The sequence below is a fragment of the Salinibaculum sp. SYNS191 genome, from assembly GCF_037338445.1.
GTDB lineage: Archaea > Halobacteriota > Halobacteria > Halobacteriales > Haloarculaceae > Salinibaculum > Salinibaculum marinum.
Window position 1 is genome coordinate 2,091,505 of sequence record NZ_CP147838.1, and the last position, 21,433, is coordinate 2,112,937.

Consider the following 21,433-nt stretch of genomic DNA (forward strand, 5'->3'; position numbering starts at 1 on the left):
TACCGAGACGAAAATGGCTCTTTAGGCTTCGTTCGCGTCGAGTTCGCGGAGCTTGTTCCGTTGGATTTTCCCGCCCGCTTCCGTCCGCGGGAACTCCTGGACGAATTCGAGTTCGCGCGGGTACTCGTGGCGGCTCAAATCCTCTTTCACGCTCGTCTTGATGTCGTCTTTCAGGTCGTCCGAGTGCTCGCCTTCGACTTTGACGTAGGCCTTGACGATGTTGCCTCGCTCCTCGTCCGGACTCTCGATGACGGCCGCTTCGACGACTTCAGGAACGGCCAGCAGGCTGTCTTCGACTTCGTGCGGGTCGATTCGGTAGCCCGAGGAGATGATGACGTCGTCTTTCCGGCCCTTGTGCCAGTAGTAGCCGTCTTCATCGACCATCCCGGCGTCGCCGGTACGGAACCACTCCCCGCCGCGCTCGACGGCGATTTCCCCGATTTCGTCCGGCGGGCACTCCTCTCCCTCCTCGTCGATGACGGCCACCGTCAGCCCGGGGAAGGGTTTGCCGATGCTCCCGAGTTTCATCTCCCACCCGTCGAAGCCGTTGTAGTTCATAATCATCCCGCCGAACTCGCTGACGCCGTAGACGTCTGCGACCTGTACGCCGAGTTGCTCTTGGAAAAACGCCTGCGTCTCGGTGTCCATCGCCTCGCCTGCGGTTGCGACGCGTTTGAGTTTGAGGTCGTACTCGTCGAGGAGACCGGAGGTCTTGATTTTCCGGAAGGCGGTGGCCGCCGCCGCGAGGTTCGTAATCTCGAACTCTTCGAGGGCATCCAAGGCCGTCTCGGGGTCGAAGGCACCGGAGTACGCACCGACGGCAGTGTCGAGCGCGAGCGGCGCAGTCGTTCCAATCCAGAGGCCGTGCGCCCACGCGGGCGATGAGGTGCAGAAGAATCGGTCCTCGGCACGGATACCGTAGGCGAACATCGACCGGACGGCGACGTAGGTGATCGTCTCGTGGCGCATCTCGGTGGCCGAGGGTTTTCCAGAGGTGCCGCTCGTGTACTGAATCGCGGAGATGTCCTTCGCGCCGGTCGTGGCTTCGTATTCGGTCGGCTGGCCCGCGAGTAGGTCCTCGAAATCCTCCTCGACGGTGACGACCTCGACAGCGGCGTCCTCGGGGACGGTCTCTTCGGCGGCGGATTTGGTCGTCAGGACCACGTCGGCGTCGCTGTCGTCGAGACGGTACTCGACGGCATCGGGACCGAACATCGGAGAGAGTTGGACGAAGACGCCGCCAAACTTCCAGATTCCGAACATCCCGACGTAGAGTTCGTAACAGGGGTCGAGCATCACTGCGATGCGGTCGCCCTTCTCAAGTCCGCGCTCGGACAGCGCGTTCGCAAACTGATTGGCCGCACGGCCGATCTCGCCGCTGGTGTAGGTGGCCGTCTCGCCAGTGCCGAACTTGAGGCGGACCGCCGTCGAATCGTCGTCGCGGCGGTCGATACACTCGTGTGTGATGTTGAACGACTCCGTGTCGCCGTCGAACAGTTCCCAGCGTTCGTCCCAGCTGAAACTCTCGGCTGCCGCTTCGTACGTCTCGTAATCGAGCGCCATAGTAACTGCATTCCCACCGAGGGTTATATATGTTGAGATGGGTGGACATGCCGTGGTATGGCTTTATACTCGGTGCCGTGAAACGAGAGGCATGGTCGCGGAGAAGCCCCTCGCAACCCAAACAGCGCTCGTGACTGGCGCGAGTGCTGGTATCGGCCGTGAGACCGCAAAGACGCTCGCAGGTGACGGCGCAAACGTCGTCCTCGCGGCACGGCGGGAGCGACGCCTGCTGTCGATTGCATCGGACATCGAAGCGGAACACGGAGTGGAGACGATCGCCGTGCCGACCGACGTGACCGACGAGACAGACGTCGAGGCGCTGGTCGAAGCGGCAATCGACCGCTTCGGGCAGTTGGACGTGGTCGTCAACAGCGCCGGGACGGGACAGGAGAAGGGCCTCGCTATCGAGGAGTACGACACCGAACAGTACCGGACGGTAATGGGCGTCAACACCGACGGGCTGTTTTTCACCTCGCGGGCGGCGGTTCCCCACCTCCGGGAGACGGACGGCATTCTGATTTTTGTCGGGAGTCTGGCCGGGCAGTACCCCCGTCCAGGGAACCCGATGTATGCCGCCTCGAAGTGGTGGACGCGGGGGTTCGCGCTGAGTCTCGCCGGACAGGTAGGCGAGGACGACGTCGGCGTGACAATCGTGAACCCGACCGAGGTGCGCACGGAGTTCGCCAAGGAGTTCCGGGACGAACTCTCGAAAGACCAGTTCGACCCCGGTGAGGTCACAGAACCCGAGGAAGTGGCCGAGGCAATCGCCTTCGCTGCCCGCCAAGAGCCGCCGAACACGGTGGCCGAACTCGACCTCTACCGACGCGATGTGCTGACCGACCTCTGATAGGGACGGTGACCACGGCCGACCGCCAGTGAGTCCGGCCACCGACACCTATACGTACCAGAGCGTGGTCGGACCCGGTATGGTCAACGTCCCCGACGAGTACCAGTCACTGATTGCGGGTGGCGTCTACGGCACGATTGGCACGCTCGACGGTGACGGCGCGCCGCTGATGACTCCAATCTGGGTCGACTACGACCCCGAGCGGAACCAGTTTCTCGTCAACACCGTCCCCGGCCGGGAGAAGGAGCAACACCTCCGCCGGAACCCAGCCGTCGCGCTGACCTACGTCCACGAAGACGACGAGCGGCGGTATCTCTCGGTGCAAGGTGAGGCCGTCGAGTTCGTCACTGAAGGAGCTATCGACCACTACAACCGATTGGCCGAGACGCTCCTCGGGGAAGAGAACTTCTACGAGCGACGCTACGAGGAAGATATCGGGCGAGTCATCGTCAGAATCGAGCCGTCAGCGGTTTACTCGCGCTGAGGACGGCGGGGAGTTCGTTCGACAGCAGTCACCGGACGACGTAGAGATTGCCGTCCCGCTCGACGACGTCGAACGTCGGGAGTTTCATCGACGGGTCCGCGAGGTGTTCACCCGTCGTGATGTCGTACTCCCAGCCGTGCCACGGACAGCAGACGACTTCGCCGCGCTTGTCGTAGGTGAGTTTGCCGTCCTCGGTTTCGGTCACTCGCCCGGAGATACGCCCGCCACAGCCCGGTCCGCCTTGGTGCACACAGTAGTTCGCCAGCGCGTAGAACTCGCCGTCGACGTTGAAGACGCCGACTTCCAGTCCGTCGAGGTCTATCATCGCCCGCTCACCGGGCGGTAACTCCTCGACCGCTACGACGAAGTGGTGGTCGTCGGGCAAGTCCGCGTCGGTAGTGTTGTCTCCCTCGCTCATAGTCAGAAGTCGAAAACCTCCATCGCGGTCCCGCCGTAGATGTTGTTCAGCGCTTCCTCCCCGAACTCAGCGCGAATCGTCCGGACGAGGTCGTCGGTGTAATCGAAGTCCGGATGCGGGTAGTCCGAAGAGAACATAAGGTTCGTCTGTCCGTCGAACAGGTCGATAATCGACGCGACGTACTCGGGGTCGTCGGCACCTTCGACGGGTTGGCTCGTGAAGTAGAACTGGTCGTAGACGTACTCACTGGGCTTTTTCTTCAGTTTGGGGGCGTCGCGGCGCTTGCCGTGAATCTCGTGGTCGTAGCGCCGGAGGAAGTACGGTATCCAGCCCAGTCCCGCCTCCTCAGCGACGAAGGTGAGGTCCGGGAACAGTTCGGGCACGCCGTTCGTGAGCATCGTCGAAAGGTTCCACATGTGTTCTGCGCCGTGGAGCGGGACGTGCACGTCGATGTAGCGTTTGGTCCAGCGCCAGTGATGCGGAAAGTTCGCCATCAGGCCGTTGCCAGCGTTGTGCATCAAGACAGGAAAGCCCGCCTCCTCGGCGGCCTCGTAGATGGGGAAGTAGTGTTCCCGACCGAGCGGCGGGAGCGCGCCGGCCGTCGGGAGCATGACGCTGATAATCTGGTCCTCACTGGCGCGGTTTCGAATCTCCTCGGCGGCCTCCTCGGGTCGCTGGGGCGCGACGACCATCGACCCGGTCAGGCCGGGGTCCTCGTCGAGAATTGCATCGAGCAACCACTCGTTGTACGCCCGCATGAGCGCGGCGGCGAGTTCGTCGTGGTGGACGAAGCTCAGCCGGAGATTCTGCCCCGGCGAGAGCACCACCTTGTCGACGCCGAGGAGGTCCATCGCTCGGCGGATCGCTTCAGGGCTTCTGAGGTCGTCCATCTCGGCTTTCTCCGTCGTGACGCGGGTGAGAAAGCCCGCCGACGGGTAGACGTTGCTGAGGTAGGTCTCCGACCCGCCGACGTTCAACATCCCGTCGAACGGGTCTTCGATGTACGGCAAGATGTCTTTCTCCGATTCCGTGAGATGAAAATCCGTGTCCACGATGGTGTCGACACCCTCGACGAGTCGGTTGCTAGTGTCTCCCATGCGTTCACGTTCACGAGCGAGAATCAAATACTCTTCTATCGGCGTGACCGACACCCGGAGTGAAACACTGACGACCAGTCGCCGGAGCAACCGGGATACTTTTATTCTCCTCCACAGAAACAGTCGTTGTGGTAACGAATGACACTCTTAGAAGCTGAGATGATAGAGAACGCCGGCAAGCCACTGGACATGAACATCGAGGAGGGCGACGAGGTGGTGTTCGTGACAGACACCTCGATGGACCCACAGATGTGGCAAGTCGTCCTCAAGGCGGCCCGCTCTCGGGGCATCGACCCGACGGTGACGATGCGCTCGGAGTTGGAACACAGCCACGAAGAACCGCCCGAGCCGATTCAGCAGGCGATGATGGAAGCCGACGTTATCGTCTTCCTCACCGAGAAGACGATGGTTCACTCCCACGCCGCAATCGAGGCGATGAAAGGGGGAACCAAGGGCGTCGCACTCGAAGAGATTACGCCCGAGATTATCACGGGCAGTGCGGCCTCGGCGGACTACGAAGCGATTCTCGAACACTCACGGAGCGTCCGCGAGGTGTTCACCGAAGGCGAGCGGCTTACGATTACCACGCCGCTCGGGATGGACCTCGAAGCGGAAATCGGGGGCCGACCCGGCTTCTCCGCTGTCGGGAAAGTCGAGAAACAGCCCGGTGACATCGAAATCTACGCGGCGAGTTTCCCGGACGGCGAAGTGGCTGTCGCACCCATCGAGGAGACGGTCAACGGCACCATCATCTGGGACACGACGATGAACGACATCAACCGCATCGACGAACCCATCGAGGTGGATGTCGAGGAGGGCTACGTCACGGAGATACGCGGCGGCGCGGAGGCCGACCAGCTCCGCCGGATTCTCGAAAACGCCGACCGCGACTCGTGGGGTATCGGTGAAATCGCCGTCGGACTCAACCCCGACGTGGAACTCCAGGGGTCGATTCGCGTCGACAAGAAGGCGCTTGGCTATCTCCACATCGCGCTGGGCGAGAACACCGACGTCGGCGGGAAACTCGACGCCGATATCCACTTCGACGGCGTCATCGGCAACGCGACGATGAAAATCGACGATACGCTCATCACGAAAGACGGCGAGATGCAGATTTAGAGGTCCGAAGCAACCGACGCGGCCGCCTGCTGGAGGCGTTCGAACTCCTCGTCAGCTATCTCCCATTCGACGATTTCCTCCCAGCCGGATTCGCCGAGACGCACCGGAACGCTGAGACACACGTCTTCACAACCGTACTCGCCCTCTAGCGGGACCGAGAGACCGAGCGGTTCGCTCGACCCGCCGCCGATGAGCGTCAGGACGAGACGGCCGACGCCTTGGCCGGTCACCCAGCGCGAGGAGTCCTGTTCTCCTCGGTACTCGATGACCTCGTAGGGGACGTTGCGGACGTATTCGAGTACCTGCTCTTTCTGTGCCTCGGAGATCTCGACGCGCTCGCCGACAATCGAGAGTCGGGAGAACACCGGTACGACGTATTCCCCGTGTTCGCCCAGCGTCGGGCAGTAGACGTCGTTCGGTCGACAGTCGAAGATGCGGGCGAGTTCGTCGGCGGCGCGTGCAGTCTCGGAGAGCGAGTAGCCGACGAAGTTGTGTCGGTCCCATCCGGTCGACTCCCAGATGCGGTGGGTGATGAGGTCTACTGGGTTGCTCGCAACGACGACCGGTATCGGGTCGTGGGCCGACAACGAGTCAGCGATGGAGTCGGCAAGGTCGCGGTTTTTTTCCAGATACCTGATGCGCGCGCCCCGTTCGGCGGTCCCATCGGGCGGCGAGATGCTCGCAGTCACGATAGCGCAGTCGACATCCGCGAGTGCATCCGGTCCGGACGGACGGGCGCGAATGTGGCCCTCGGGGAGGCGTTCGGTGGCAAGCCCTGGGAGTTGGCTCGCCGTCCGGCCGTGTGAGAGGTCTATGGCGTGGCCCCGCGCGGGGTCCGTTGCAGGGTCGACGAGTGTGATGTCGATGTCCTGCTGTGCGGTCGCAAGCGTGTAGGCGACGGTCGTTCCAATAGTACCAGCACCGCCGATTATTGCAACGTGCATAGCAGTAGCATCGGTGAAGTACATCAAAAGTGTGTGGGTACGGGGTTATAGCTCGGACGCTATCGCAGTACAAAAGGTGCAAAGAGGGAGAGAAGCCCGGACCGGGCTTCGTTCCACCGCGACCGGCGTCGCGGTTGTCATGGATTGCTCGCTACCGGTGTGCCAACCGTGATAGGACACAGGTGAGGGGGTTCCTGAATCGTGGGGTGGGAGCAACTACCACGGCTGCAATTTCTCCGACGTGGGTAGCCCTCTTAATCATTTTGGAACCCATCAGATAGCAGTCAAGACGGGGCAACAGCAGGTCGAGGATGCCGGCGGAATCGAGCGGGTTCACTCGTGCGAAACGTATAAACAACTCTCTCGCCAACAGCGAACCAAGAGGTTCAACATGGCACAATCGACGGCTTCTGACTCGGCAGGACAACTCTCACGCATCGTCGACACTGACGTACACCACTCCTTCGGGGAGCGCTCGGACTTGACGCCGTACATGCCCGAGGCGTACGAGGACCGATGGGAGATGTACGGTATCCCGTCGCTCGGCCGAGGCTTCGCCAACAACGGCGGCGACCGCGCTGTCCGAGAGGACGTACAGGACAGCGACGACCCGCTCCCCTTTGCCGGCGCACCGCCCGAACTCGTCCAGACGAAACTGCTCGACGGCTGTGGCATCGACATCGCCATTCTCACCGGCCTGCCGACCTACCGCCTCAGTTCGACGGCAGACGTGGAGTACGCCAACGCCATCGCCACCGCGTTCAACGAATACACTGTCGAGGAGTATCTCGATGTCGACGACCGCTTTCGCTATCAAATCGCCATCAACCACCGCGACCCCGAAGCGTCGGCCGAAGAAATCCGTCGCATCGGTGACCACCCGCAAGTGACCGGCGTGATGATGCCTATCGGCGCGTCACGAACCTTCGGAAACAAGTTCTACGACCCCATCTACGAGGCGTCCGAGGAACTGAACCTCACTATCTCCCTCCATCTCGGCAACGACAGCAAAGGCGTCCACGGCCATCCCCCGACGGCCGCCGGTTGGCCCAACCACTACGCCGAAAACCGCGTGATGCGCCAAGGCACCTACCAGTCACACCTCGCCAGTTTCATCCTCCAAGGCACTTTCGAGAAGTACCCCGACCTGCGCGTCTCCCTGCTCGAATGTGGCTGGGCGTGGGTGCCCGCGTACCTCTGGCGGATGGACGCCAACTGGAAGGCCCTGCGCGACGAGGTGCCGTGGGTCGAACGGCCCCCCAGCGAGTACTTCAAAGACCACGTCAAGGTCAACACCCAACCCGTCGAGGAACCACCGACGGCCGACGACCTCCGGCAAATCGTCGACTGGATGGACGGCGACCGGACGCTCATGTTCGCCACCGACTTCCCCCACTGGGACTTCGACGACCCCGCGCGGACCTTGCTGGAACTCGACGGCGAGACCCGCGAGCGCGTCTTCGCTGAGAACGCCAAAGAGCAGTACGACCTCGATATCTAACATGGCGGAACACGTTGTTTGCCCGGTCGACGAACTGGCAGAGGGCGACGTTCGCATCGTCGAAGTCGAAAACCGCTCTATCGGCGTCTTCAACACCGGCGGCGAGTTCTACGCGCTCCTCAACGAGTGCCCCCACCGGGGCGCGCCGCTGTGCGAGGGGAGTGTGACCGGACTCAAGACGAGCCCCGAACCCGGCGAGATAGAACTCGAACGGAAAGGCGAGATTCTGAAGTGTCCGTGGCACGGCTGGGAGTTCGACATCACGAACGGAAAGTCGGTTGTCGACCCGGAGAAGATCCGGACGATGACCTACGACGTCACCGTCGAATCCCCGGACTCGGACCTGTTCGACGACATGGCCGAGAATCCGGAAGTCGAGACCTACGACGTCACCGTCGAAGACGGTCTCGTCGTCCTCCACGTCTGAAAATCGTTTTCCTGCGACGTATTTCCGCCACACCGACCACGACTGCCGAACTTACGCGACGATTTCCCCGTCTTCGACGATGAGTTCGCCGTCGATTTTCAGCGTCGCCCCGCCGACGACGCCGTCGATGTGAGTCGGGGCTTCGAGCGTCCCGCCGACGTCGGTGTTCTCTCCGACGGCGAGGTGGAGGTAGCCACGTGCTTTCTTGTCCTCGCGGGGACTGCCTGTGATGCGAGCGCCGGGGTTGATACCGATTGCAATCTCGCCCAGTGCGAAGGCGTCGGGGTGGTCCATCTCTTCGAGGAATCGCCGGAACTGGTCTGCCTGTTGGCCGCCGCGAATCTCTGTAATGTAGCCATCCTCCACGTCGGCTTCGATGGGTTCCTCCAAGTGTCCCAGTTCGTGCATCGTCTCGTCCCAGACGATGGTGCCGTTGGCGGTGCCCTCAATGGGCGCGATCGACGCTTCGCCGTCCGGGAAACTGGCGACGTAGAGGTCGATACCTTCGAGTTGTTCTTCGACCTTGCTGACTGCGAAGTAGCCGTTACGGCCCTCCAAGCTAGCTTCGAGGTCCATCCCGCTGGGTGTCGTGATTTCGACGTGGTCGCCGCGGCTCCAGATTTCCCGCAGGCGGACCCCTTCGTCGTAGATGTAGTCGTAGTCGGCCGAGGCGGCGGGGCCGGCGAGGATGTCCGCCGTGATTTCCTCCATGGCGACGAGTTTGATGTGCTGGCGCTGTGCCTCCATGCAGGCGTCGCTGTGAACGACCGGCTCGGTCGTCACGAACACCGTCACGTCGGAGTTGAGCATCGCCTCCCGGACCATCGCCGGTGGCTCGCTGTGTGTGTACTGGAATTTGGGAACAATCTGGACTGTCGGGCGAATCCCCATCGACCGGGCGGCCTTCAGCAGTACCTGCCACAGTTGCTCGTCCTGTTCGGTGTCGGTGACGATGAGCACCTCGTCGTTCTCCGGGTCGTCGACGTTCAGTTCGAACGGCTTGCGCGCATTTTCGATTAATTCGGCTTCGAGAAGCGTCATCGGCCGGAACATCGCTGTATCCAGAAATAAAGGTTTGCATCGGGGAGGTATTTTTATAACGACCGTGCTGCTACCGTGCGGTGAGATGACCGACGACTCAGACCTGTCCGGCAAACGCGCAATTGTCACCGGGGCGAGCGCGGGCATCGGCCGCTCGACCGCACGCCTGCTGGCGGAGGAAGGCGCAGCAGTCGCCGTCGCCGCACGCCGTGAACACCGCTTGAACGAACTCGCAGACGAGTTCGGCCCGTCCGACGACGGCGAAATACTGGTCGTCCCGACAGACGTGACCGACACCGACCAAATCGATGCGCTCGTCGCGGAGACGGTCGACGCCTTCGGCGGCCTCGATATCGTCGTCAGCAACGCCGGCCTGCTCCCGCCGAATGGTATCGACGACCTGACCGAGGACCAGTACCGGAACTTCATGGGCGTCAACGTCGATGGGATGTACTTCCTGACGAAAGCCAGCCTCCCCCATCTCAGGGAGGGCGAAGGCAATCTCGTCTTCGTCGGAAGTTACGCCGGAACGCTTCCGTTCCCCCGCTCGCCGCTCTATGCGGGGTCGAAGTGGTGGCTCAGGGGGTTCGCCCACAGTTTGCAGGGAGCCGAGGGGATGGAAGGCGTCGCGGTGTCGGTCGTGAATCCGGGCGAAGTCAGAACGGAAATCGGAGAAGCAGCACGCGGCGAGACGAACATCGACCGCTACGACCCCGGCGAGATTACCGAGCCGCGCGAAGCCGCCGAGGCAATCGTCTTTACAGCTCGCCAGCACCCGCCCAACACTGTCACCGAACTGAACCTGATGCGCCGAACCAAGTTCGATAATCTCCGCCATCGCTCCGAGTTCCCCGACTAACGCGAGCCACCGACGCCGTCCGGGTAGTCAATCGCCCGGCGATTACTCCCGTTCGGTCTTCCCCGCCAGTCTGTCGTTGCCGATGAGTTGGAGGCCGCCGTCGAGGACGAGCGATTCGCCGTTGAGATAGCCGTTCTCCGGTGCGAGCATGTAGACGGCCGCGTTCGCGACGTGTTCCGGCCGACCGATTTTCGCCATCGGGACGAACGACTCGCGCTGTTCTCTAAGCTCGTCGTCGCTGTAGACTGCCTCGCCCGCCTCCGTCCAGATCATCCCCGGACAGATGCTGTTGACCGGAATCCCCTCGCTTCCCCACTCCATCGCCATCTGCTCGGTCAGCGAGACGAGCGCCTTCTTGCTGGGGGAGTAGCCACCAGAACCCGGTTGCGGGCGGAGCGCCGAGATGGACGCGATATTGACCACCGACCCAGTCTGTCCCCCGTCGAGTAGTCGCCGTGCAACCTCGCGAGCGACAAGGAAGGGCGCGGTCAGATTCACACGGATGACACGCTCCCAGTCTTCGACCGTGAGCTCGACCAACGGTGCGTAGTTTTTCGTCGCCGCGTTGTTCACGAGATGCTGGACTGGGCCGAGGGTGTCCGAAGCCTCGTCGACCATCGCCGTCACTTCGTCGGGGTCGCTCACGTCGGCTGGCGTCGCCGTCGCCCGGCTCCCAGTTTCGCTCTCGATAGTTCGGGCCGTCGCGCGAGCACTCTCCGCGGAGATGTCGTTGACGGCGACGTCGGCTCCGAGTTCGGCAAGTTGATGTGCGACTGCCCGGCCGATACCTCGGCCCGCACCAGTCACGAGTGCGACTCGTTCCTCGAACAGCGATGGGGAATACATAACTCAATGTCGGTGCCCCCGAGCAAAAACCTTCCCCGAAACCAACCGTTTTCGAGTTCTTCCGTCGACTATTCCACCGGCGTCGACAGATTCGTATCCTGCTCCCCGAAAGATTATAGGTAGAGTATACCCATTGCCAATCCATGGCACAAGCCAGACAAACACTAGACCGTCTTAAACAGGTAGACGAAGTTGTTGACTGCGACTTCCACCTCACCGAACGGCAGGAGGACCTGATGCCTTATCTGCCGGACCCGTGGGGCAAGATGTTCCAACGGAGCCTCACCGAGGACTCCGAGGATTACGGCGTCCTCGGCTCCTTCTACCCGCTCCCAGGGTCGATTAACACTGTCACGCTGGGGCAGGCAGACTCCGACTCGGTCGCATCGAGAGCGGAAGTCAAGGCTGGCATGGAGAAGTTCCACATCGACAAGGCGGTGACGACACCGACACTCAATCTCCTGCTCGGTGCCGTCCGCAACGAGGAACTCGCCGCGGCTATCGCCACCGCATACAATCGCTGGCAGGACGACAAAATCACGGCCCCCGACAAGGGAATTTACGGCACGGTTCTCGTCTCGCCGCAGAACGCCGAGAAGGGTGCAGAGGAAATCAACAAATGGGCCGACGACCCAGGCATCGTGGGTGTGTTCGTCCCCCCGACCGGCGTCGTTCCCTTCCTCGGCCACCCGCTCTACGAACCGATTTACGAGGCCGCCGAAGCGAACGGACTTCCGGTCTTCATGCACAACTCGGCGTCGACGGTGATGGACAGTTTCCCGAGCATGCACCGCTTCCTGACGCGATACTTTTCGATTCACACCGTCTCCCACCCCATCCAGCACATGTGCAACGTGACGGACATCATCACGCGCGGCCTGCCGGTGAAATATCCGGACCTCAACTGGGTCATTCAGGAAGCCGGCATCGGCTACATCCCCTATCTGATGAACCGAATGGACCACCAGTACCACCAGAACACCGAGGACGTGCCGATGCTCGAGAAGGAACCGAGCGAGTATCTCAAAGACCAGTTCTACTTCACGAGCCAACCAGTCGAAGGCGCGGAACACCCCGAGTACGTGCAGGACATGGTCAAGCATATGGGCGGCGACCAAGCGCTGATGTTCTCCTCGGACTACCCCCACTTCGACTTCGACAACACCGACGAACTGATGAAACTGCTCTCGTCGTTCGACGAAGACGAAATCAACAACATCTACGGGCAGAACGCGCTTGACCTTCTCCCATTCTGACGCCACAATGAGTGAACACAAACCAGACGCACCACAGGAAACGAGCCTCCATCACGTCGCGCCCGAGTCGGAGATACCCGAGGGTGAACGCCGCATCATCGAAATAGATGGCCGTGAAATTGCCGTCTTCAACATCGACGGCACCTACCACGCGGTGTTGAACTACTGCACTCACCAGTCCGGACCAGTCTGTGAAGGTATGGTCCACGGCATTATGGCGCTCGACGACGAGAACGAACTCACCTACACCGAGGACGAATATCTCTCCTGTCCGTGGCACGGTTGGACGTTCGACATCGAGACCGGAAAGCACACCGGCGGCACCAAGCACCGACTCGTGAAGTACGAGACCGAGGTCAAGGACGGCGACGTGTACCTCGTCCGCGGCAACTGACGCCACTCACCCAGCAATTTTTCGGCGCGACACGGACAGGCTGACGAAGCAAATAGTGAGGGCAATTATATAGGATGACGGCAAAGTACTGCTGTATGGTCGGTAATCCAGAAGACATTCCCATCGACACGAGTGACATCCCCTTCGACGCGTTAGAGGGGTGGGAACCGCCGCGACAGTACCTTCGCAACACCGTCGACGAAGTGGAAGAAATCAACTACAGCGTGCACGATGGCATTGCCGAGATCACCATCGCCAGACCCGAGAAAGAGAACGTGCTGACATCGAGCATGCGGTACGGCATCTACGACGCCGTAAAGCGCTCGGAGATGGACGACGACGTGAAGGTGATTCTCATCAACGCGAAGGGAGAGAACTTCTCCGGCGGCCACGACCTGAGTCAGGTGTACAAAGCGTATCAAGTGTACGACGGCGAGGATGCGGGTGAGCGCCAACCGAGTATGCGGTCGCGCCTGCACCGGGACACCCAAATTCTCGAAGCGTACAAGGGCATCCTGTTCTCGTTGAAACCGATTATCACGCAGGTACAGGGGTGGTGTGTTGGCGGTGCCCTCGCCCTCGTTTTTGCCTCTGACATCACGATAGCCTCGGAAGATGCGAAATTCAGTCACCGGGAACAGCGATTAACCTTCTCCGGGAACCAGTTCATCGACGCACTCGAGTTTCTGGAGTTGGGACCGCGAAAAACGCGTGAACTCATGCTCACCGGCGAGGCCGTCAGCGGGCAGGAAGCCGAAGACGTGGGCTTTGCGAACCACGTCGTTCCGAGAGAGGAGTTAGAAGACGAAGTACAGCGGTACTGTGAGGCCATCAACCTCCTGCCGCTGGACGGCATCGTCATCGGGTCGGAGATGGCGAATGTCGCCTACAAGACGCTGGGGATGGACATGGATATCGAGATGGGCATCGTCGGCCATACGCTCTCCACGCAACTACGATTCGAAGACGACGAGTACAATTTCGTCCGGGACCGACAGGAGAAGGGACTCCGCGAGGCGATAGAAGGCCTCCACGGAAGATTCGAAGAACTGGGGTTTTAGCCTCCGAGAACAACACCCTCGGGAGAGAAAGTCGGTACCTCGGAAGCCGTTCGACAGCACCACGAGCGAGCTACCGCCGTGTCTGACCATATGATTTATTGCTGGGTCCCGCCGCTAGTCATGCAATGCACGCAACGGACGACTGGGACCCGGCGGCCGACCTCGGAGCGTTCATCTCCGACCTGCACTACGACGACGTACCGGCCACAGCGACGGATGCGATAGAGCGGGCCATCGTCGATACCGTCGGCGTGACCCTCGCCGGGATGAACGAGGGGGCGGGCCAGCGGGCCCTCGCCGCGGCCGGCGACAGCGACTGCCGGGACGGTGTCCCGGTCGTCGGGACAGACATGCAGACGAGTGCCGCCGAGGCGGCGTTTCTCACCGGTACGTCCGCCCACACACTCGATTACGACGATTACACCTACGCCTATCCGCTCCACCCGAGCGTCGCTATCGTCCCCCCGATTCTTAGCCTTCTCGGCCACCGAGACATCGACGGCCGGGACGCGATTGTGGCCTACACTGCGGGCTTCGAGACCCTCTCCACGCTCACTGCGCCGATATCGTCGTCCCACTATCAGACCGGCTGGCACGCAACGGGAACTTTCGGTGTGTTCGCGGCCGCTGCGACGGCAGCCTCGCTGTTGGACCTCGCACCAGCGGAGATTCAGCACGCACTGCATATCGCCGCCTCGACGGCGTCGGGTTTGCGGCGCAACTTCGGGACGGACACGAAGCCGATGCATGCCGGGCAGGCGTCCCGGTCGGGTGTTACCGCCGCGCTGCTCGCCGAACAGGAGTTCTCCGCCGAAGCACACGCGCTCACCGGGGAAGGGGGGTTCTACGACCTCTACTGCGGTCGCGACGAGCTTGACCTCGATGCAGTACCAACCTTCGGTGAGCCGTTCGGTACCGTCCGCGAGGGTGTCAACACGAAACTGTACCCCTCCTGTGGCGCGACGCATTCGAGCATCAGCGCGGTATCGAAGCTGGTCGAGACTGCAGGCATCGCACCCGAGACAATCGACAGCATCACCGTCGAGATTGCACCGTTCGGGAGAGACGCACTCCGGTATACACGGCCCGAGACGGGCGCAGAAGCGAAGTTTTCGCTGGAACACTGCGTTGCGGCCGCGGCCTGTCTAGACCGCGTTGGTCTCGACGCATTCGAGAACAACCAAGTCGAGCGCAAAGACGTGCACGCCCTGAGAGAGCGCGTCGACGTGGCGTACGACGATTTCCTCGCGTACAACGACCACCGTTCGACGGTGACAGTCGTCACGACCGACGGGCAGCGCCACACGGAAACGGTCCCGCACCCGCCGGGAACCCCGGCGAATCCCCTCTCAGCTGACGAACTCCGCACGAAGTTTCGCGAGTGTGCAATCCGGAGGCTCTCTGGATCAGCCGTATCGGAGCTCTACGAGAATCTCCAGACACTACGGGACGCCGACTCACTCAAGGCAGCACTCGCGCCGAGTTTGGGGTTAGATGGCGACTGTTAGAAGTCACCGTCGGCAGCGACGGTCACTGTCGGTCGGTCCGTGTTCAACAGCACAGACTGAGTCGTACTGCCGAAAATCGCCTTCCCGGTCGGAGAGCGCTTGTACCGCCCGATGACGAGATAGGATACGTCGTACTCGTCCGCAGCAGCGACGATGGTCGACTCGGGGTCGCCAATGCGTCCGACACCGCGGACCCTCTCCTCGTCGAAATCGCCAAGCGTCTCTTTGGCGACGGTTTCGCTGAACTGGGCGGCGCTCTGTTCTTCTTGTCTGAACGAGTAATCGTCGGTTCCCACCGCGTCCAATATCATCTCGCGGTGACTCTCGAACTCCTCGTCTGGCACGACATGCAACAGGAGCAGTTCCTCATCGAGCGCGGACGCGAGTTCGTATGCGGTCGAGACAACGGGGTTTGACTGGTGTTTCTCACCAATAGCCGCTAAGACGGGCATACAGGGAGAATTGGCCTTGGTCGTGTTAAGTGTTTGCGCACCGTGGGAACGTCGGGATGATCTGTCCTTACGGGGCGTAGGTCCCTTCGAGAAGCGTCTGCTCGACGATGTGGTCGGCAATCGCCTCCTGTAACGCGGCGCCGGTCGCGGTTTTAGCGAGGTCAAGGTCGGTGTCGAGCGCGTAGAGTCTGAACCGATAGCTGTGTTCGCCGTCCGGCGGGTTCGGCCCGCCGTAGCCGGGTTCGTCCCAGTCATTTCGTCCTGTGACAGCCTCCGCAGGACACTCACCCTCGGGAATCTCGGTAGTGTCCGGGGGGACGTTCCAAAGAATCCAATGCGTCCAGATTTTGCCCGCGATCGGTTTCGCGTCCGGGTCATCCATCACGAGTGCAAGCGACACCGCGTCGTCCGGTACCCCCTCAACCGTCAGGGGTGGAGACGTGTTTGCTTGCGTGTATCCGTAGCACCTCGGTATCGGTTCACCGCCGTCGAACGCCGAACTGGAAAGTGTAAGTTTCGTCATTCGTGAATCACTGTTGTTGGCTGTTGAGTGAGACTGTAACAGCATTCACTCTAATCTCAGAGTATCCACAAAAATGTTCGTATGCGGAGGGGTGGGCACACGGCACGTATAATTAAGCCGACCGTCAGGACTTTGCCGAATCCACCCAAAGCGTCGGGTATGACCGGGGACGAAAACGCAATCGAGAAACTGCGGAACAAGGAGTTGGACGAAGACGACGAGGCTCTCTACGGGGACATCGACACCTCGGCACTACCGGACTGGTGGCGGAATGCGATAGACGAATTCGAGGAGGCGGGGCTTGGACCGTACCGACCGCCACGCCTCGCGGACGGTTCGTACAAACACGAAGTTGTTGAGGACATCGAAGCATCCTACGACGTGACTATCGAATTCGTCGGTATCGGAGTCAGCTACGGCGACGATTGGACGATTCGCGTAGACGGTGAATCAATCGCGCCCGTGGGGCACAAACGAACCGCCGACGGGTTCTCAGTGTTCAAAATCGGCGAACAGGAGTTTCGGAAACTCGTCGAAACCCACGTCGCCGACGAAGCACACTAACACAGTTTCTCCGCGTGGTCCTGCCGGCGTCAATTCACCCCGACGAATTTCTCGTTTCGCTCTGCGGAACAAGATGGCTGGGAAGACTAATCAGGAGCGAGCAAATCAATCGCCGGGTATCCACTCGGTAGGTGTGAACGAACCCCACGATAGCGCGATGTTTTCCTCACACTTAGAGGGCTCCATCGCAAAGTCGCAGTCGTCGTTGGACGCATCATCGCCCGCTTCCACCGCCAAGTGTAATATTAGTTGGCAGGTATCATGCAGCGGAAAGTAATCCAGAAAAGCGGGATTTAGAAATGGCAAAAATTTGTGAAAATTGCCGAGATATGTCCGCATAATTCCCCACAAAGCAGAAAACCCAATCCGAATAATCAGGAAGAACGCGTATGTTGATAACAGGGAGAATATTTCGCAGAGTGCAACGGACGGACAGCGCAGAGATTGCATTCTGGGTAACCAATCAATCGAAGATTCGAAAGCCAAAACGAGTCTCGGCCCGACCAGTCGAAGGAGAACAGATCGAGGAACGTGTCGGTTGGATCGAAACAGTCGTTTCGACAGGCGAAACGATTATGTGAGGAAGTCTCATAACACGGTACATGGAAACAGGCCAAGGTAAAGTGAAGGCGGTTCACACGTCGTTTCGCATTCTCGAAACGATTCGGGAGCGGAACGGGGCCGGAATCACCGAAATCGCAAACGAAACCAGCATCACGAAAAGCACGGTGTTCAGACATCTGCAGACGCTAGAAGAAGACGAGTACGTAGTGAAGGAAAACGACACATACCATATCGGATTGAGGTTGTTGGGATTCGGGGATCAGGTGCGAACGAGAAAGACGGGCTACGACCTCGCACAGAAGAAAGTCGAAGAGTTGGCCGACGAGACCGACGAACGAGCGCAGTTCATGGTCGAAGAGTACGGGAACGTCTACTACCTCCACCAGGAGACCGGCCGCCACGCGGTGCATCTCCACCGGAGCATTGGCGACTGTATCCCGGTCCACAGAGCGTCGGCGGGTAAGGCGATGCTGGCGGAGTATCCCGACGAAAAAATCCACGACATCTGTGAGCGCTACGGTCTGGAAAGAGGGACGGAACACAGTATCACCGACCGCGACAAACTCTTCGAGGAGATAGAGCAGATACGGGAGCGAGGCTACAGTTACAACAGACAGGAAAACTCCGAAGGCATCCGCGCTGTCGGTGTCGCGGTCAAGTCGCCGGCCGGCGGCGTCTTCGGTGCGTTGAGTATCGCGGGACCGACCCACCGACTGAAAGGGGACCTTTTCGAACAGGAGCTACCGGACCTCCTCCTCGGGGCAGCGAACGAGTTGGAACTGAACATCAAACACGCCTAAGCCGAGCACTGCCCCGGGATTGACAGAGAGGGTGCTGGAACGGCAAAGTTGGCCACCCCGAGAAGCGAAGGGAAGAATTATTCAATTGTCAGAACCAACGCGAGATATGGACACAAACAACCAAGAAGATGGGGCGAGGTCGCAGCGACAAGTAAAGGTCGCTCGTCTCATCGACGAGTACGGGTTGGAGGGTCTCGGTCCGGAACTCGAGCGCCGCTGGACGGCAGAGGACGACCGGATGAGTCTGCGCGACCTCGCGGCGTTTTTCAACCAAAAATTGCTGGCCGAGAGTCTCGCTGATGCGGACGATCGGCCCCTCGATGGAGAAGTCGAGAACCTCTATCGGCTGTTGGCGGACGACGATGTCAGCACCGCAGAACGGACCAGAGTGCGTCGCCGCCTCGAACGCAACGGCGTCGAATTGGAGATGCTCCTCGATGACTTTGTGAGCTATCAAGCCATTCGAACGTATCTAAAACGTAATCGGAATGCCGATACACCGAGCGACGACACCGACCCAGTCGAGCGCCACACCGAAAGCCTCCAACGGTTGCAGGCGAAAACGGCGACGGTGACCGAGAGCAAAATCGAACAGCTTCGAGAGCGTGGCGACCTCACGGTTGACGAACCTACGACCACTGTCGATATCCGTGTCCTCTGTGAAACCTGCGGCAGCCAGTACGCCGTTGGCGAACTCCTTCGCCGTGGCGGCTGCGACTGCGGCTAGCTAAGTATAACAACTGTACTGCTGTTATATCTTGAGCGAGATTGCCATAACATCCATACGATTGTTATAGTTGGTGTGACGAGGTCGTCGAACTCGCCAAATACGACAGACGGTGCGAAGATTAGTGGGGTTATCAAGACTTATGTATTACATCGCCGTTTTGAAAAACAATGGCGCTAAAACTGACGGAAAATTCGCGCGGGCAACTCACCGTCGAAAATATCGGCGGTATCAAGCAGGCCACGGTCGAGTTCGAACCGGGCGTGACGATTCTCGAAGGGCGGAATGCGACCAATCGAACCTCGTTTCTGCAGTCGGTTATGGCGGCGGTCGGAAGCGACGACGTGAGCATCAAAGGCGACGCGGACGAGGCCCACATCGAACTGCAACTCGGGGACGACACCTATGAGCGAAACCTGACTAAGCAGTCGGGGGCGGTTATCGCCGAGGGACAACCGTACGCTGAAGACCCGGAGCTGGCGGAACTGTTTGCGTTTCTGCTGGAATCTAACAAGGCACGTCAGGCCGTCGCTCGGGGTGACAACCTCCGAGAACTCATCATGGAACCGGTGGATACCGACGAGATTCAGGCGGAAATCGACCGGTTAGTCACGAAGCGAAGCGAACTCAAACGGGAGATAGAGGAGATAGACGAGCAGAAGCGAAACCTCTCCGACCTCGAAGAACAGCGACAGGGTCTCGAAGACCAAGTCAAGGAAAAGAAGACAGAACTCGAAGAGAAGGAGGCAGAACTCGAAGCCGTCGATACGAACGTCCAAGAGAAACGGCAGGTGAAAGACGAACTCGAGACAAAACTCGAAGAACTCCGGTCGAAGCGCTCGGACATCGACGACGTGCGCTACGACCTCGACACGGAACGGGAGAGTCTCGAACAGCTCAAACAGGAACGAACGGAGATCAGCGAGGCGCTCGACGAGTTGTCGGAGACGCCCGCCGGTGCCATCGCCGACATCGACGCACAACTCGACACGCTCCGCCAACGGAAACAACGCATCGAAGCCGAGATCAACGAACTGCAGAACGTAATCAAATTCAACGAGGAGATGCTCGACGAGAGCGAACTGGCCGCGTTCGAACCCGACAATAACGACGCCGAACTGACCGACCAACTCCTCGAAGACGACACTGTGGCCTGCTGGACGTGTGGAAGCGAAGTCGAAGCCGACCAAATCGAGGCGACCATCGACCAGTTGCGCGAGCGCAGCCAGTCGGAGGTCAGTAAACTGAACGACATCGAAGGGGAAATCGACGAGTTGCAGGCCGAGCGGAGCGAACTCGAACAGACCCAACGAAAGCGTGACAACCTCGACCGTCGCCGCAGTGAGATAGAGCGGGAAATCGACCAGACCGAAGAGACCATCGAGCGTCTACAGGAGGAGCGAGAAGAACTCACCGACAAGGTCGAGGAAATCGAAGCCGAAGTCGAGGAGCTCGAAGACGAGGACCACAGCACGGTGCTCGATTTGCACAAAGAGGCGAACCAGTTGGAGTACGAACTCGGGGTCCTGGAGAACGACCTCGACCGCGTGAACGAGAAGATTGCCTCGATAGAGGACCGACTCGACGAACGGGAGAAGTTAGCGGACGAACTCGACGACGTCCGGGCGGAGATTGCCGACCTCCGGACCCGCATCGAACGCATCGAGGAGGAGACCATCAAGACGTTCAACGAACACATGGACAACGTCCTCGAAATATTGGAGTACGATAACCTCGGCCGCGTCTGGCTGGAACGGGCCGAACACGAGACGCGAGACGGACGGCGGAAGGTTCAAGAAACCGTCTTCGAACTCCACGTCGTCCGAACCACCGACTCCGGTGCCGCCTACGAGGACACCGTCAACCACCTCTCTGAGAGCGAGCGTGAAGTGACCGGACTCGTCTTTGCGCTGGCCGGCTATCTCGCACACGACGTCCACGAACAGGTGCCGTTCATGTTACTCGACTCGCTCGAAGCTATCGACGCCGAACGTCTCTCCGCGCTTGTGGACTACCTCCGCGAGTTCAGCAACTACCTGTTCATCGCCCTCCTGCCGGAAGACGCACAGGCGCTGTCCGACGAGTACGCTCGTATCACGGAGATTTAACGACGGACATTCCTCGGCAGATCTAGCAATACGACAATGTCCTACAGGGACTTCAAAATTCTAGTCCACACATAGTGAACAATCTCGGCGTCGGTAGTCGATATCGAAGGAATAGCGAGACAACCCGACACACGAGATAATAGGCGTCAGAACGGCGATTGGCACGTGATTTCCCGTCGATTCAGCCCTCCGGACCGGTAGGGAACCCCCCACGCCACCACCTCAGAAGGAGAGCGAACCTTGGTTGGAAGTTAGAATCGTCTACAATTACCGAACAGTTTGTGCCAAAGTCCGACGGTTGGTATTGACTAATACACAATAGAACAATAA

The 21,433-nt window shown here is 60.1% G+C and carries 22 protein-coding genes; 14 read left to right on the forward strand and 8 right to left on the reverse strand.

The genetic code is table 11. The features are described 5' to 3' along the window. Nucleotides 1-21: 21 nt before the first annotated feature. Nucleotides 22-1,563, reverse strand: a complete 1,542-nt coding sequence (locus tag WDJ57_RS11275) for an acyl-CoA synthetase (RefSeq protein ID WP_338900917.1) — start codon at nucleotides 1,561-1,563, stop codon at nucleotides 22-24. Nucleotides 1,564-1,654: 91 nt separating this feature from the next. Here WDJ57_RS11275 and WDJ57_RS11280 point away from each other — a divergent pair, with 91 nt between their 5' ends. After that, the gene (locus tag WDJ57_RS11280) at nucleotides 1,655-2,410 is read left to right on the forward strand and encodes an SDR family oxidoreductase (protein ID WP_338900918.1); all 756 of its coding nucleotides are present in this window, start codon (nucleotides 1,655-1,657) and stop codon (nucleotides 2,408-2,410) included. 79 nt (nucleotides 2,411-2,489) lie between these two features. Beyond that, nucleotides 2,490-2,894, forward strand: a complete 405-nt coding sequence (locus WDJ57_RS11285; protein WP_338900919.1) for a pyridoxamine 5'-phosphate oxidase family protein — start codon at nucleotides 2,490-2,492, stop codon at nucleotides 2,892-2,894. Nucleotides 2,895-2,922: 28 nt separating this feature from the next. Here the strand turns inward: WDJ57_RS11285 and WDJ57_RS11290 are convergent, their stop codons facing one another. Then, a complete protein-coding gene (locus tag WDJ57_RS11290; protein ID WP_338900920.1) occupies nucleotides 2,923-3,312 on the reverse strand; it encodes a Rieske (2Fe-2S) protein in 390 nt (129 codons plus the stop codon). 2 nt (nucleotides 3,313-3,314) lie between these two features. After that, the gene (locus WDJ57_RS11295; protein WP_338900921.1) at nucleotides 3,315-4,409 is read right to left on the reverse strand and encodes an amidohydrolase family protein; all 1,095 of its coding nucleotides are present in this window, start codon (nucleotides 4,407-4,409) and stop codon (nucleotides 3,315-3,317) included. A gap of 138 nt (nucleotides 4,410-4,547) precedes the next feature. Here WDJ57_RS11295 and WDJ57_RS11300 point away from each other — a divergent pair, with 138 nt between their 5' ends. Next, nucleotides 4,548-5,528 carry an aminopeptidase gene (locus tag WDJ57_RS11300; RefSeq protein ID WP_338900922.1) on the forward strand — a complete coding sequence of 327 codons (981 nt, stop codon included), beginning with the start codon at nucleotides 4,548-4,550 and terminating at the stop codon, nucleotides 5,526-5,528. On the opposite strand, the gene WDJ57_RS11305 is transcribed toward WDJ57_RS11300, so the two are convergent. Beyond that, nucleotides 5,525-6,472, reverse strand: coding sequence for a malate dehydrogenase (locus tag WDJ57_RS11305; RefSeq protein WP_338900923.1), 948 nt, complete (start codon nucleotides 6,470-6,472; stop codon nucleotides 5,525-5,527). The two genes, WDJ57_RS11300 and WDJ57_RS11305, sit on opposite strands and share 4 nt — an antisense overlap. 391 nt (nucleotides 6,473-6,863) lie before the next feature. Here WDJ57_RS11305 and WDJ57_RS11310 point away from each other — a divergent pair, with 391 nt between their 5' ends. Both WDJ57_RS11310 and WDJ57_RS11315 read left to right on the forward strand, forming a co-directional pair. Further along, the gene (locus tag WDJ57_RS11310; RefSeq protein WP_338900924.1) at nucleotides 6,864-7,973 is read left to right on the forward strand and encodes an amidohydrolase family protein; all 1,110 of its coding nucleotides are present in this window, start codon (nucleotides 6,864-6,866) and stop codon (nucleotides 7,971-7,973) included. 1 nt (nucleotide 7,974) lies between these two features. Continuing rightward, a complete protein-coding gene (locus WDJ57_RS11315; RefSeq protein WP_338900925.1) occupies nucleotides 7,975-8,400 on the forward strand; it encodes a Rieske (2Fe-2S) protein in 426 nt (141 codons plus the stop codon). 51 nt (nucleotides 8,401-8,451) lie between these two features. On the opposite strand, the gene WDJ57_RS11320 is transcribed toward WDJ57_RS11315, so the two are convergent. After that, entirely contained in the window at nucleotides 8,452-9,441 is a 990-nt protein-coding gene (locus tag WDJ57_RS11320) for an aminopeptidase (RefSeq protein ID WP_338900926.1), read from the reverse strand. Nucleotides 9,442-9,526: 85 nt separating this feature from the next. On the opposite strand from WDJ57_RS11320, the gene WDJ57_RS11325 reads away from it, so the two are divergent. After that, a complete protein-coding gene (locus WDJ57_RS11325) occupies nucleotides 9,527-10,300 on the forward strand; it encodes an SDR family oxidoreductase (RefSeq protein WP_338900927.1) in 774 nt (257 codons plus the stop codon). Between the two features lie 42 nt (nucleotides 10,301-10,342). Here the strand turns inward: WDJ57_RS11325 and WDJ57_RS11330 are convergent, their stop codons facing one another. Continuing rightward, nucleotides 10,343-11,146: an SDR family NAD(P)-dependent oxidoreductase gene (locus tag WDJ57_RS11330; protein ID WP_338900928.1), complete on the reverse strand. Its 804-nt coding sequence runs from the start codon at nucleotides 11,144-11,146 to the stop codon at nucleotides 10,343-10,345. A gap of 143 nt (nucleotides 11,147-11,289) precedes the next feature. Here WDJ57_RS11330 and WDJ57_RS11335 point away from each other — a divergent pair, with 143 nt between their 5' ends. From WDJ57_RS11335 to WDJ57_RS11350, 4 genes are all read left to right on the forward strand, one after another. Then, nucleotides 11,290-12,402, forward strand: coding sequence for an amidohydrolase family protein (locus WDJ57_RS11335; protein WP_338900929.1), 1,113 nt, complete (start codon nucleotides 11,290-11,292; stop codon nucleotides 12,400-12,402). 7 nt (nucleotides 12,403-12,409) lie between these two features. Continuing rightward, nucleotides 12,410-12,796 carry a Rieske (2Fe-2S) protein gene (locus WDJ57_RS11340; RefSeq protein WP_338900930.1) on the forward strand — a complete coding sequence of 129 codons (387 nt, stop codon included), beginning with the start codon at nucleotides 12,410-12,412 and terminating at the stop codon, nucleotides 12,794-12,796. 95 nt (nucleotides 12,797-12,891) lie between these two features. Next, complete coding sequence (locus tag WDJ57_RS11345) at nucleotides 12,892-13,857, forward strand: enoyl-CoA hydratase/isomerase family protein (protein ID WP_338900931.1); 966 nt, start codon at nucleotides 12,892-12,894, stop codon at nucleotides 13,855-13,857. A gap of 125 nt (nucleotides 13,858-13,982) precedes the next feature. Continuing rightward, the gene (locus WDJ57_RS11350) at nucleotides 13,983-15,365 is read left to right on the forward strand and encodes an MmgE/PrpD family protein (protein WP_338900932.1); all 1,383 of its coding nucleotides are present in this window, start codon (nucleotides 13,983-13,985) and stop codon (nucleotides 15,363-15,365) included. Here the strand turns inward: WDJ57_RS11350 and WDJ57_RS11355 are convergent. Both WDJ57_RS11355 and WDJ57_RS11360 read right to left on the reverse strand, forming a co-directional pair. Beyond that, the gene (locus WDJ57_RS11355) at nucleotides 15,362-15,817 is read right to left on the reverse strand and encodes a universal stress protein (protein ID WP_338900933.1); all 456 of its coding nucleotides are present in this window, start codon (nucleotides 15,815-15,817) and stop codon (nucleotides 15,362-15,364) included. The genes WDJ57_RS11350 and WDJ57_RS11355 overlap by 4 nt on opposite strands. A 67-nt stretch (nucleotides 15,818-15,884) precedes the next feature. Next, nucleotides 15,885-16,340, reverse strand: a complete 456-nt coding sequence (locus tag WDJ57_RS11360; RefSeq protein WP_380629817.1) for a YbhB/YbcL family Raf kinase inhibitor-like protein — start codon at nucleotides 16,338-16,340, stop codon at nucleotides 15,885-15,887. 159 nt (nucleotides 16,341-16,499) lie between these two features. Here WDJ57_RS11360 and WDJ57_RS11365 point away from each other — a divergent pair, with 159 nt between their 5' ends. From WDJ57_RS11365 to WDJ57_RS11380, 4 genes are all read left to right on the forward strand, one after another. Beyond that, the gene (locus WDJ57_RS11365; protein ID WP_338900935.1) at nucleotides 16,500-16,904 is read left to right on the forward strand and encodes a hypothetical protein; all 405 of its coding nucleotides are present in this window, start codon (nucleotides 16,500-16,502) and stop codon (nucleotides 16,902-16,904) included. A 602-nt stretch (nucleotides 16,905-17,506) separates the two neighbouring features. After that, a complete protein-coding gene (locus WDJ57_RS11370) occupies nucleotides 17,507-18,268 on the forward strand; it encodes an IclR family transcriptional regulator (protein WP_338900936.1) in 762 nt (253 codons plus the stop codon). Between the two features lie 106 nt (nucleotides 18,269-18,374). Continuing rightward, a complete protein-coding gene (gene rdfA / locus WDJ57_RS11375; protein WP_338906288.1) occupies nucleotides 18,375-18,995 on the forward strand; it encodes a rod-determining factor RdfA in 621 nt (206 codons plus the stop codon). A gap of 170 nt (nucleotides 18,996-19,165) precedes the next feature. Next, nucleotides 19,166-21,103, forward strand: a complete 1,938-nt coding sequence (locus WDJ57_RS11380; protein ID WP_338900937.1) for an archaea-specific SMC-related protein — start codon at nucleotides 19,166-19,168, stop codon at nucleotides 21,101-21,103. The last annotated feature ends 330 nt before the right edge of the window (nucleotides 21,104-21,433 follow it).